16 protein-coding genes are annotated in these 11,839 nt (G+C 66.8%); 8 read left to right on the top strand and 8 right to left on the bottom strand.

Annotated elements, in window-relative coordinates; translation table 11 throughout:
- Window position 1 precedes the first annotated feature (1 nt).
- The 8 genes from CAP40_RS10360 to CAP40_RS10395 all read right to left on the bottom strand — a co-directional run bounded on the left by CAP40_RS10360 (window position 2) and on the right by CAP40_RS10395 (window position 5,784).
- A complete protein-coding gene (locus tag CAP40_RS10360) occupies window positions 2–718 on the bottom strand; it encodes a CAP domain-containing protein (protein ID WP_086129464.1) in 717 nt (238 codons plus the stop codon).
- Between the two features lie 109 nt (window positions 719–827).
- Complete coding sequence (locus CAP40_RS10365) at window positions 828–1,430, bottom strand: CAP domain-containing protein (RefSeq protein ID WP_086129465.1); 603 nt, start codon at window positions 1,428–1,430, stop codon at window positions 828–830.
- A 345-nt stretch (window positions 1,431–1,775) separates the two neighbouring features.
- Window positions 1,776–2,393, bottom strand: coding sequence for a 50S ribosomal protein L9 (rplI, locus tag CAP40_RS10370; protein WP_086129466.1), 618 nt, complete (start codon window positions 2,391–2,393; stop codon window positions 1,776–1,778).
- Between the two features lie 14 nt (window positions 2,394–2,407).
- Window positions 2,408–2,632, bottom strand: a complete 225-nt coding sequence (rpsR, locus tag CAP40_RS10375; protein WP_010543816.1) for a 30S ribosomal protein S18 — start codon at window positions 2,630–2,632, stop codon at window positions 2,408–2,410.
- A 13-nt stretch (window positions 2,633–2,645) separates the two neighbouring features.
- A complete protein-coding gene (rpsF, locus tag CAP40_RS10380) occupies window positions 2,646–3,035 on the bottom strand; it encodes a 30S ribosomal protein S6 (RefSeq protein ID WP_086129467.1) in 390 nt (129 codons plus the stop codon).
- Window positions 3,036–3,225: 190 nt separating this feature from the next.
- Window positions 3,226–4,269 (bottom strand): alpha/beta fold hydrolase, encoded by a 1,044-nt coding sequence (locus CAP40_RS10385; RefSeq protein WP_086129468.1) that lies wholly within the window; start codon window positions 4,267–4,269, stop codon window positions 3,226–3,228.
- A 94-nt stretch (window positions 4,270–4,363) separates the two neighbouring features.
- Window positions 4,364–5,317, bottom strand: coding sequence for a hypothetical protein (locus tag CAP40_RS10390; RefSeq protein ID WP_144034322.1), 954 nt, complete (start codon window positions 5,315–5,317; stop codon window positions 4,364–4,366).
- A gap of 134 nt (window positions 5,318–5,451) precedes the next feature.
- Window positions 5,452–5,784, bottom strand: a complete 333-nt coding sequence (locus CAP40_RS10395) for an RcnB family protein (RefSeq protein WP_086129470.1) — start codon at window positions 5,782–5,784, stop codon at window positions 5,452–5,454.
- Between the two features lie 222 nt (window positions 5,785–6,006).
- Here CAP40_RS10395 and fabD point away from each other — a divergent pair, with 222 nt between their 5' ends.
- From fabD to CAP40_RS10435, 8 genes are all read left to right on the top strand, one after another.
- A complete protein-coding gene (gene fabD, locus CAP40_RS10400; RefSeq protein ID WP_086129471.1) occupies window positions 6,007–6,942 on the top strand; it encodes an ACP S-malonyltransferase in 936 nt (311 codons plus the stop codon).
- Window positions 6,943–6,989: 47 nt separating this feature from the next.
- A complete protein-coding gene (locus CAP40_RS10405) occupies window positions 6,990–7,421 on the top strand; it encodes a GxxExxY protein (RefSeq protein WP_086129472.1) in 432 nt (143 codons plus the stop codon).
- Entirely contained in the window at window positions 7,421–8,158 is a 738-nt protein-coding gene (fabG, locus tag CAP40_RS10410) for a 3-oxoacyl-[acyl-carrier-protein] reductase (RefSeq protein ID WP_086130048.1), read from the top strand. The genes CAP40_RS10405 and fabG overlap by 1 nt, the downstream gene beginning before the upstream one ends.
- 56 nt (window positions 8,159–8,214) lie before the next feature.
- Window positions 8,215–8,724, top strand: a complete 510-nt coding sequence (locus tag CAP40_RS10415) for a hypothetical protein (protein WP_086129473.1) — start codon at window positions 8,215–8,217, stop codon at window positions 8,722–8,724.
- A gap of 102 nt (window positions 8,725–8,826) precedes the next feature.
- Window positions 8,827–9,075 carry an acyl carrier protein gene (locus CAP40_RS10420; protein WP_086129474.1) on the top strand — a complete coding sequence of 83 codons (249 nt, stop codon included), beginning with the start codon at window positions 8,827–8,829 and terminating at the stop codon, window positions 9,073–9,075.
- Between the two features lie 167 nt (window positions 9,076–9,242).
- The gene (fabF, locus tag CAP40_RS10425) at window positions 9,243–10,502 is read left to right on the top strand and encodes a beta-ketoacyl-ACP synthase II (RefSeq protein ID WP_086129475.1); all 1,260 of its coding nucleotides are present in this window, start codon (window positions 9,243–9,245) and stop codon (window positions 10,500–10,502) included.
- Window positions 10,503–10,599: 97 nt separating this feature from the next.
- Complete coding sequence (gene mltG, locus CAP40_RS10430; RefSeq protein WP_086130049.1) at window positions 10,600–11,511, top strand: endolytic transglycosylase MltG; 912 nt, start codon at window positions 10,600–10,602, stop codon at window positions 11,509–11,511.
- Window positions 11,508–11,777 carry a hypothetical protein gene (locus tag CAP40_RS10435; protein ID WP_086129476.1) on the top strand — a complete coding sequence of 90 codons (270 nt, stop codon included), beginning with the start codon at window positions 11,508–11,510 and terminating at the stop codon, window positions 11,775–11,777. Before mltG ends, CAP40_RS10435 begins: the two co-directional genes overlap by 4 nt.
- Window positions 11,778–11,839: the final 62 nt, after the last annotated feature.

The raw sequence follows: 11,839 nt of genomic DNA on the forward strand, positions 1-11,839 counted from the left end.
CTCAGCGCCTGGTCGTCGCCGGCATCCGGAAAACCTGGCCGCCGCGCGCCCTGGCCCAATCCGGCACCACCGGCGAGCCGTCGGCGGTGCCGCTGAAGTCGACCACGCAGATGCTGCCGAAGCGGCGATGCGCGCCGCAGCCGACACCGGCGAAGCGGAAATCCGACTGGAACAGCAGCGCGCGATGCCCCCGGCCGCGCACGCCGTCGTCGACGATCAGGCTGCGGACGACCGCACCCGCGTCGCCGCTGCCATACCAGATGCCTTCGCCGACATAGATGTCGCCGCCATGTTGCCGTACGCGCTCGCCGGGCGTGCGCCCGTCGCGTGAGACATGGCCGCTGCCGCCGGTGGCGCCCTGCTCGTCGGCATGGTCCTGCGCCGCCAGCGCCAGCAGTTCGGCGCGGCCGAGCGGCGGCAGGGGTTGCTGGCGTTCGAGGAAGTCGATCGCCTCGTCGACCGCGGCGATCCCCTCATTGGTGATCACGCCGTTGCTGTCGCCGGGCAGGAACAGCACCCGGCCGTCGAAGAATTCGCGATATTCCCGCAGCATCTCGGCATATTCGCGCGGATTCTCGCGCGCGCGGTTGATCTCGGCGAGCACGTCACGCTCGAGGCGCGAGACATTGGCGGCGCGTTCGCCGGCAGAGGCGGCGGCGCTGGCCAGCAACAGGGCGCACGCGCCGAGCGCGGCGGTCCAACGGCTCTTGGCAATCACGATCGGGCTCCCCCCGGAGCCGGCCGGGCCCCGCGCCCGTCCGTTGTGTCACGGATAGTGACATCCGCTTAACCGCCTGAGAAGGCAAGCGGATATTCGGGAGTTAACCTTAGGGGCGGCCATCGGGCCGCCGGCCCAGATCGGCGACGCACATCACGCGATAGCCCTTGTGCGGCCCACAGGCGATGCCGGCATGGCGCATCTCGGCGGCGAACAGCGTCCTGCGATGCCCGCGACCGGGCACCGCATCGTCGACGATCAGCTGGCGCACCACCTCGACTGCGCTGGGCGGACCATAGGTGATCACTTCGGCCACATAGTCGCCGCCGCCGCGGCGCTGCACGCGGACGCGCGGATTGCCGCCATCGGCCGAGATATGCCCCGTGCGCCCGCTCGGCCCCTGTTCGCGGACATGGTCGCGCGCCGCGCGGGCGAGCAGGGTGGACGGCTCGATCGGCTCCAGCGGAGGCTGCCGCTCGAGGAAGCGAATCGCTTCGTCCACCGCGCGCGTGCCCTCGGTGGTGCGCAGCCCGTCCGGATTGCCGGGATAGCGGACGATCCTGCCCTTGAAGAATTTGCGATATTCTCGGAGCCGCTCGGCATAGTCGCGCGGCCGGGTGCGGGCGAAATTGATCTCGGCCAGTACGGCGGTCTCCAGGCTGGCCTGGGGAGGCACCGCGATCGCCAGGGCGAGGGGCAGGAAGGGGAGCATCGCGCCTCTATAGGCCAGATCCAGGCGAATGCCTTCCGAACAAAAGATTAACGCACGCTGCAACCTTGCCCGGCGAGGCTCGTTCTATGCGGTGAACAACAGGCAAGGTTCGAATCGAAATGAACAAGGTTTTGCCCGTAGTGTTGGCCTTGATTCCGCTGGCTGCAATAATTGGTGCCTGCGTTTCTTGCCCATGAAGCAATAGATTCATCCGAGAATGCGGAGATGTATTCCCACTATGCTTAAAGGCCTTCTCGAATATTGAGATTCCCCGACGGGTCGCACAAGAAAAGGGCCGCCCCGGTATTCCGGAGCGGCCCTTTCATTTTCCCGTGACGGGGGCGATCAGCCCTCGGCGGTCTCGCCTTCGTCGGCGGCCGGAGCCTCCTCGCGAACTTCGGCGGTCGCGCCCGGCTCGGCGTTGGGATCATAATCCTCGACGAAGCCGGTGGTGTCGCGGCCTTCCTCGAACATCTGAGCCATCACGTCGACGCCCTGCGCCTGCATGTCGGCCTCTTCCGGCGACCGGGCGACGTTGACCTTGACGGTCACCGACACCTCGGGGTGCAGCGCGACGCGCACTTCGTACACACCGATCGCCTTGATCGGCTTGTCGAGCACGACCTGCGCCTTGGTGACCTTGTGGCCGTCGGCGACAAGCGCCTCGACCAGGTCGCGCACCGCGACCGAGCCATAGAGCTGGCCGGTGTTCGAAGCCTGACGGATCAGAGTGACGGACACGTCGTTGAACGAGCCGGCTTCCTTCTCGGCATCCGTGCGGCGCGAAGCATTTTCGGCTTCGATGCGGGCGCGGTTGGCCTCGAAGACCTTGCGGTTCGCGGCGTTCGAGCGGAGCGCCTTCTTGTTCGGGAGCAGGTAGTTGCGGGCGAACCCGTCCTTGACCTTCACCACGTCGCCGATAGCGCCGAGCTTCTCGACGCGCTCAAGCAGAATGACTTCCATGGGTCGAGCCTCCCTTACTTAACGATGTAGGGCAGCAGGCCCAGGTGACGGGCGCGCTTGATGGCCTGGGCCAGCTCGCGCTGCTTCTTGGCGCTCACCGAAGTGATGCGCGACGGGACGATCTTGCCGCGCTCAGAGACGAAGCCCTGGAGCAGACGGACGTCCTTGTAATCGATCCGGGGAGCGTCCTTCGCGGAGAAGGGGCAGCTCTTGCGGCGGCGGAAAAACGGGCGTGCCATGATCTATGTCTCCTTATTCGCCGCCGAAACCGGTGTTGCCGGCCTCGTCACGATCGCGACGGCCACGGCCGCGCTCACGGTCGCCCTTGCGCATCATCACCGAGGGACCCTGCTCCAGCTCGTCGACCTTGACGGTCATGTAGCGGATCACGTCTTCGTTGATCTGCGTCTGGCGCTCCAGCTCGGCGACCACGCCGGCCGGCGCGTCGATCTCGAGCATCACGTAATGCGCCTTGCGGTTCTTGGCGATGCGATAGGCGAGCGAACGAAGACCCCAGGTCTCGGTCTTCACGACCTTGCCGTTATTGTCCTCGACGATCTTGGTGGCGGCTTCCGCCAGAGCGTCCACTTGCGCCTGCGCCAGATCCTGGCGCGCAAGGAACACGTGCTCGTAAAGAGCCATGTATTCTCTTCCATGTTGGCCGATCGCTGACGCCACCCCGTGCGGCGCCCCTCCGGCTGTCGTCTCGTATTCAATGGTCGCGCGAGCGGGAATCGCGTCCCCACTCGAACGAAGGCGCGTCCTTAGCGGAGGCGGGCAGGAGAGGCAAGCTCTAAACCCCCCAGGACGGCAGCGGGAGGAACGGGACGGTCTAGCGCCCCGAGCCATCCGGCGCGAGCCGGTCGATCAGCCAGTGCGCGATGAGAGTCTCGGGGAACAGCCAGCGGCCACCGGGCGGGGTGACATTGGGTGGCGCATCGGCGGGGCGATAGATGAAGAGGTGCCCGGCGCCGGGTACCTGGACCACCAGTGCTTCGGGATTCTCCGCCAGCGCCGCCATCGCCGCGGCGGCATTGGCGTCGGGCGACTGGTCGCGGCCGGCCAGCACGGCGAGAACCGGGATGCGCAGGCGTGCCAGTGCCGGGCCGGGTGCGGCTTCGTACATCGACAGGATCTGCGGGGTGTCGAGCGTCCTGATCGCGCCTTCCGCGGCATTCGGGGCAAAGCCCGCCTGCACGAATGCCGCGACCAGATCGCGTCGCCCTTGCGCGACTGCCTCGCTCGCCCCCGCCCGGCGGCGGGCCTCCATCCAGGCACGGGTCGCTCCGGTGACTCGATTGGTGGCGTCGACGGAGTGGCCGCTCTCGATCAACTGGTCGCGCATGCTGTCGAGGAACATGCTCCCGCTTTCCCCGATCGGTCCCGCGAGGAAGACGATGGCCGCCAGGCCGCCATCACGGTCGGCGACGATCGGTGCGGCCACGGCGGCCTGGCTATGGCCGAGGAGCGCGATCCGCTTGCCATCGATGTCGCCGCGCAGGCGAAGCCATTTGATCGTGGCGGCAAGGTCGGCTTCCATCTCCTGCATCGTGTCGGTGAAGGTGCCGGTCGACTGGCCGGTGCCGCGCTTGTCGAAGTCGATCGTCGCGATCCCCGCGGCGTTCAGCCGCTCCTGCAGCGAGAAATAGGCGCCGCGCTTCTGCACGCCCGAGCCGCCTCGGAGGATGACGACGGGGAGAGGGCCTTTCCGCGCCGGCAGGCGCAGTGTCCCCGCCAATGTCACTCCCGGCTCGGAAGGGATGCGCACCTCGGTGGTGGTCACCGACGTCCTGGCCGTCGCGGGCATGGCGTGCCTCGCCGGGCCGGGCGCCAGAAGCAGCGCCGCAAATGCGGCCAGGACCATGGGGGTAGCCATGCTATCGGTTCTCCATCAGGTGCGGCCGGACGTCATTTCGGAAATCTGACCGCGTCCGAGCGAGGCCACAAGCGCCGCACCCCCGAGGTCCCGCTCAATATCGCTCGCCATTCCCCCGCGGCCGCGGCATCGGCCGGGTGTCGCTCGCCACGATCGGCGCCGGGCTGCGCGAGAGCCAGCCCCCGTCATCGTCGAGCCGCGGCTTGGGGAAGTCCGCCGGCGGGTGGATCGGGCCGCATGCCTCCTCGTCCCATTGGAGGCAGCGCAGCCGGTCGTTGTAGATCACGCCGCGGACGTTGCCGGTGCTGCCGTCCTGCCGGGTGTAGCTGCTGTCGAGATACCATTCGCGGTTCTTGCGGGGCTTGCCCGAGCGTACCGGTTCGGAGACCCGCCCCATGTCGATGCCGCGAAAGTGGCGCGAGAAGCTGTCGAGTTCGATCGCGGCGCGGAAACGGCTCTCGGGCGCGCCCGGGCCGTCGATCTTCTGGCTTAGCCAGTTGATCCGGCGGTCGCGCCGCGCCTCTTCCTCGCCCAGCTTGGTGATCCAGCCGGTGTCGCGCACGAACATGCCGACGGTGGAGAAGCTCACTTCCGATTGCTTGGGAATGCCGCGCACCGAGACGATCTGGCCCTGGAAGCCCTTGGAGCCGCAGGTCGTCGCCTGCCACATCGTGCCGTCCGCCTCGTAGAGTTCGCAGCCCGTCGCGGTGCGCCGGCCGATGAGCGTGCCTTCGCGCAGCCCGTTCGGCCCCTCGAACCCGCCGACCGAATAATAGAAGCCGGTGACGTGCTCGCCGTCGAAGCTCAGCACCACCTTCACGCCGCCGCCCACGATCTGCTGGTAGCAGCCCTGGTCCTGATAGGGGCAGGGGGCCTGTTCGCGCCGGCGCAGGTCGGCGGTGACCGAGGTCTTGCCGGTGTAATTGCCGAAATAGGCGACCTGGCCCTCGAAATCGGGCGCAAGGCCGCCATCGTCGCGGTCGGCCGCCAGCGCCGCCAGCGGCATGAGCATGGCGGCGGCAAGGGCCGTAACGGCTGCCCTGAACATCCTGCATTCCTCCCAGTCGACGCGCGTTAACCATAACACTAACGCAACCGAAACGAGGAGTCGGATTCTTTCGCGCAAACGTAAAACGGCAGGGCGGGGCCCTGCCGTTTCGCATGCCCGTCAGGCATTCCGCTTCAGCGGATCGCGCCCGCGAACACCGCCGCGATGATACCCGAAGTGATGCCGACCAGCACCGCGTCATTGCCCGACTGGACATAGCGATAGCCGCGCGGCGGCGCCTTCAGGCCGCGATAGTGGCGATAGTCGATCTGGCGATAGTTGCGGGCATAGCGGCTGTCGAAACGCTCGCCCTTGCGCCAGTTGCGATAGCCCGGCTTGGTGACGACGACCTTCTTCTTGACGACCACCTGCTGCTGCACCGGCGGGCGGCCGTGCTGCGGGGCGGCGGCGAGCACCGGGGTAGCGACCAGCGACGCGGCGACGGCGGCGAGAATGAACTTCTTCATGACTGCACTCCTCTTGTCGGTGACGCCGGATCGCGCCGGCGTCGAGGGCAATCTGGGCGGGGCGTGTCGCAGGTATTTCCCGTTCGATGCGCGAAATGGTCGCAATGTTTCGCAAGTGCGGTACGTTCGTTCAGCTTCCGCGCGGCGTGCCCCGGGGTTGCGTCGGGCGGGGTGCGGTTCTAACGCGCGGCCCCATTGCAGCGCCGCCGACAGGAGAGAGACATGCGCGCCTTCATCTTCCCCGGCCAGGGCAGCCAGGCCGTCGGCATGGGCAAGGCCCTTGCCGAAGCGAGCGCCACCGCCCGCGAAGTCTTCCAGGAAGTCGACGAAGCGCTGGGCCAGAAGCTGTTCCAGCTGATGGCCGAGGGCCCCGAGGATCAGCTGACTCTCACCGCCAATGCCCAGCCGGCGATCATGGCGAATGCCATCGCGGTGCTGCGCGTGCTCGAGAAGGAAGGCGGCATCCGCCTTGCCGACAAGGCCGATTACGTCGCGGGCCATTCGCTCGGCGAATATACCGCGCTTTGCGCCGCCGGGGCGCTGGATCTCGCGACCACCGCGAAGCTGCTGCGGATTCGCGGCGATGCGATGCAGGCCGCGGTGCCCGTGGGCATCGGCGCGATGGCGGCGATCCTCGGTGCCGACCGCGAAAAGGCCCAGGCGATCGCGGATGCTGCGGCCGAGGGCCAGGTCTGCACCGTCGCCAACGACAATGATCCGGCGCAGGTGGTGATCTCGGGGCATCGCGAGGCGATCGAGCGGGCGCTTCCGATCGCCAAGGAGATGGGCGCCAAGCGCGCGCTGCTCCTGCCGGTCTCGGCGCCCTTCCACTGCCCGCTGATGCAGCCGGCCGCCGATGCGATGGCCGAGGCGCTGGCGGCGGTCTCGATCCGCGCGCCGCTGGTGCCGGTATATGCCAATGTCACGGCGGCCCCGGTCGCCGATCCCGACACGATCCGCGCGCTGCTGGTCGCGCAGGTGACCGGCATGGTCCGCTGGCGCGAATCGGTGCTGGCGATGTTCGCGGCGGGCGTGGGCGACTATGTCGAGTTCGGCGGCAAGGTGCTGGGGGGCATGGTCAAGCGCATCGCCCCCGACGCCGCGCCGGTGAGCGTGGTGACGATGGACGACATCGAGGCGCTGGCGAAGACCTTGTAAGGAGATTTTGTTCGCGCAGCGGCGCGACGACGCGACGAGGGGGGTGCTTGAGGGATATCGAGCGGATCGCAACGGACGTGCTGGACATCTCGGTGCGATTGCATCGGGATTTGGGGCCCGGTTTGCTGGAATCGGTATATGAAACCATTTTGGCCGCGAAGCTCTCTGGGCTCGGCTACAATGTCGCACGACAAAGGGCGATCGACATCGAGTTCGAAGGGTTGCGGTTCGACGCCGCGTTTCGCATCGATCTGCTTGTCGATGACTTGTTGCTGATAGAAATCAAATCCGTGGAGCGTCTCAACCCAGCGCACGCGAAGCAGTTGCTCACCTATCTCCGTTTGACGAAGCAGCCTCTTGGGCTGCTTATCAATTTTGGTGGCGCGACGCTGATGGAAGGGGTCCGTCGGCTCGCCAACAACTACAACCCCGTTGCGTCGTCGCGTCGTTGCGCGAACCAAAATCAAGGAATCCAATGATGTTCGACCTCACAGGCATGACCGCACTCGTCACCGGCGCTTCCGGCGGCATCGGCTCGGCGATCGCCAGGGCGCTGGCCGCGCAGGGAGCCCGGCTCGCCGTGTCCGGCAGCAATGCCGACAAGCTCGAGGCCTTCCGCGCCAGCCTGGGCGGCGACCATGTCGCGCTTCCCTGCAACCTCTCCGACAAGGCCCAGGTCGATGCCCTGGTGCCCCAGGCGGTCGAGGCGCTCGGCCAGCTCGACATCCTCGTCAACAATGCCGGCGTCACGCGCGACAATCTGGCGATGCGGATGAAGGACGAGGAGTGGGAACAGGTCATCACCGTGAACCTCGAGGCCGCCTTCCGCCTGATCCGCGCCGCCGCCAAGCCGATGATGAAGGCGCGATTCGGCCGCGTCGTCTCGATCACCTCGGTCGTGGGCGCGACCGGGAATCCGGGTCAGGCCAACTACGCCGCCTCGAAGGCCGGCCTGGTCGGCATGTCCAAGGCGCTGGCCCAGGAGCTGGCCAGCCGCAACATCACGGTGAACTGCGTCGCCCCGGGCTTCATCCGCTCGGCGATGACCGACGTGCTGCCCGATGCGCAGAAGGAAGCGCTGCTCGGCCGCATTCCCGCGGGCAAGCTGGGCGAGGGCGAGGATATCGGCGCCGCCGTCGTCTATCTCGCTAGCAAGGAAGCGAGCTACGTCACCGGCCAGACCTTGCATGTGAACGGCGGTATGGCGATGCTGTGAGCCTGGCGGGGGCCTGGAGTGTGATGTCTATGCGTCTTTTCGGAATCGCGGCCCTCATGGCCGCAGCCCTCGCGGTCCCGGCCCGGGCCGCCGATCTCGCGACGATCGATTGCGTGATCGGCAAGCTCAAGCCGGCCCTGACCGAGCAGATCGGCAAGGACGTCACGCGCAACATGGGGGAGGGCGCCGCGGTGCGCCCCACCTATGATCCGGCGGTCGGCAGCGGCATCTCGATCGCGGCCAAGGAATGCGCGGACGCGCACAAATGGTCCGAAGCGGCACTGGAGGCCGCGCGAGTCTACACGCTCGCCAAGCTCGGCCAGCCGATCGCCGAAAAGGCCGTCGTCGTCCAGGGATTCGATCCGAACGAGCTCGAGACCAAGTTCGACGCGCTGCCCGAGGACACGCGCAACCGCCCGCTCACCACCGAGGAAATGCAGCAGCTGGTGATCGCCTCGGTCACCGACGAAGCGAAGCAGACGCGCGCCAATGCGGCGCTGCTCAACAAATATTTCCTCTTCCTCAGCACCGTCCGCTACGCGGCCTGGCAGTTTTCGCAGGCCTGACCGCATCGGCACCGGCGCGCACCCTCTTGCAACGGCATCATGTGCGATCTAGGTGCGTTCCAACGATATTTGAGCCCCTAGCTACAAAGGAAAACAGGGACCATGGCCACTCAGGAAGAGATCACCACCCGCGTGACTGCGCTCGTCGTCGATCACCTCGGTGTCGATGCCGGCGACGTTTCGCCGACGGCGAGCTTCATTGATGACCTGGGCGCCGACAGCCTCGACATCGTCGAGCTGGTGATGGCGTTCGAAGAGGAATTCGGCGTCGAGATCCCCGACGACGCGGCTGAGAAGATCAGCACCGTCGGCGACGCGGTCTCCTACATCTCCGAGCACCAGGCGGGCTGATCGTCCCCGGACGATCGCGCCCTTATGGGCCGAGCTTGAGAATCCAGCGGCTCCCCGTCCCGGGCTCGAAGAGAGTTGGGCGGGGAGCCGTTTTGTTTTGGCCATGAAATCAGGTATTTCGCCGGCTTTCATGCGCGAATTTCGAGAAGTTTTGACGGAGAAAGCGGATGCGCCGTGTAGTTGTCACCGGCCTTGGCCTCGTCACCCCGCTGGGCGCGGATGTCGAGACCGCCTGGAAGAACATCATCGCCGCCAAGTCCGGCGCGGGCACGATCACGCGCTTCGACGCGACCGATTTCCAGAGCAACTATGCCTGTGAAGTTAAGCCGGCGGGCCATGAATATGGCTTCGATCCGAGCCTGCGCGTCGACCACAAGGTCCAGCGCCAGGTCGATCCGTTCATCGTCTACGGCATCGATGCCGCCGGCCAGGCGATCGAGGATGCCGGCCTCACCGACATGGACGAAGCAACCCGTTTCCGCGCCGGCTGCTCGATCGGCTCGGGCATCGGCGGCCTGCCGGGCATCGAGAGCGAATCGCTCGTCCTGGCCGAGAAGGGCCCGAAGCGGGTCAGCCCGCACTTCGTCCATGGCCGCCTGATCAACCTGATCTCGGGCCAGGTCTCGATCAAATACGGGCTGATGGGCCCCAACCATGCGGTCGTCACCGCCTGCTCGACCGGGGCGCACTCGATCGGCGACGCCGCGCGCATGATCGCGATGGACGATGCCGACATCATGCTTGCCGGCGGCGCCGAGAGCACGATCTGCCCGATAGGCATCGCCGGCTTCGGCCAGGCGCGCGCGCTGTCGACCGGCTTCCGCGACGAGCCGTGGCGCGCCAGCCGCCCCTGGGACCAGGACCGCGATGGTTTCGTCATGGGCGAGGGCGCCGGCATCGTCGTGCTCGAGGAATATGAGCATGCCAAGGCGCGCGGCGCGAAGATCTATGCCGAAGTCGTCGGCTATGGCCTGTCGGGCGACGCCTATCACGTGACGGCGCCGCACCCCGAGGGTTCGGGTGCCTTCCGCTCGATGCAGATGGCGATGAAGAAGTCGGGCCTCGACCTCGGCGATATCGACTATATCAACGCGCACGGCACCTCGACGCCGCTGGGCGACGAGCTGGAGCTGGGCGCGGTGCGTCGTTTGTTCGGCGATGCGATCGGCGGTCTCTCGATGAGCTCGACCAAGTCGGCGATCGGCCACCTGCTGGGCGGTGCGGGCGCGGTGGAGAGCATCTTCTGCATCCTGGCGCTGCGCGACCAGGTCGTGCCGCCGACGCTCAATCTCGACAATCCGAGCGAGAATTGCGCGGGCGTCGACCTCGTCCCGCACGTTGCCAAGCAGCGCAAGGTCCGCGCGGTGCTGAACAACTCGTTCGGTTTCGGCGGCACCAATGCCAGCCTGGTGATGAAGTCTGTTTGAGGAGACGCCAACGCCGGCGGAACCGCCCGCCAAGCCTCGCAAGCGGCTTGGCGGCTGTGCCGTGCTGGTCGCGATCCTGGTGCTGGTCGCGCTCGGCATGGGCGTGCTCCAGCTCTGGGGCGGGGCCGGGCCGGCAAAGCAGAATCTGACGGTGATGATCCCGGAAGGGGCAAGCCTGTCGCGTGCCGCCACCGAATTGGAAAAGGCGGGCGCGATCGGCTCGGCCCGCCAGTTCCTGGTGCTCGCCAAGCTGCTGGGCAGCAAGGATGCGATCAAGGCGGGCGAGTATCGCGTGCCGGCGCATCTCAGCCAGTCCGACATCCTCAAGATGATGCAGGGCGGCCGCACGCTCCAGCGCTTCGTCACCATCCCCGAGGGCACGCCGTCGATCCTGGTCTACGAGACGCTGATGAAGGCGCCGCAGCTGACCGGCGAGATCCAGGTGCCGGTCGAAGGCACGGTGCTGCCGGACAGCTATGCCTATAATCGCGGCGATACCCGCCAGTCGGTGCTCGATCGCATGCAGAAGGCGATGGCGAATTATCTGGCCAAGGCCTGGGAGGCGCGCAAGCCGGGCATCGCGGTGAACGATCCGCGCGACGCGCTCACACTCGCCTCGATCGTCGAGAAGGAGACCGGCAAGCCCGAGGAGCGCCGCACGGTGGCCGCGGTCTATTCGAACCGCCTGCGCCAGAACATGATGCTCCAGGCCGACCCGACCTTCATCTACCCGATCACCAAGGGCAAGCCGCTCGGTCGCCGTCCGCTCCTCTCCGAGGTGCACGCGAAGAACGCCTACAACACCTACGAGAAGACCGGCCTGCCGATCGGCCCGATCACCAATCCGGGCCGGGCGAGCATCGATGCCGTGCTCGATCCCGCCTCTTCGTCGGCGCTGTATTTCGTGGCGGACGGCACGGGAGGCCATGTGTTCGCCGACACGCTCGAACAGCACAATGCCAACGTGCAGAAATGGTATGCCATCCGCCGGGCGCGGGGGGAGATGTGATCCGAGCCGCCAGCGAACTGCGCGGCGAGCTAAGGGTCATTGGCGATAGTGCGGCGCTTCTGCTTGAGAATGGCGAGCAGATCGCCATCGCCGCGCCCGGCTTTCTTGAGCGGCTGCGGGAACGGGTGCCCTGCTATGTCGGCGGCCCCTGTCTCTATCGGGACCGGGTGCTGGTTCTCGGCATGGTAGATGCTCGAGCCCGGCTGTTGGTGGGTTTCCAGTCGGGAACGCTATTTCGCGAAGGCGAAGTCGACTATCCCTTTTGATGCCTTTGCCTTGAGGGGCGTGGCCGTCGAACGCCTCGCAACGCCTCGCCGGCGGCTTCGGG

The sequence above is a fragment of the Sphingomonas sp. IBVSS2 genome (genome assembly GCF_002127225.1).
Lineage (GTDB): Bacteria > Pseudomonadota > Alphaproteobacteria > Sphingomonadales > Sphingomonadaceae > Sphingomonas.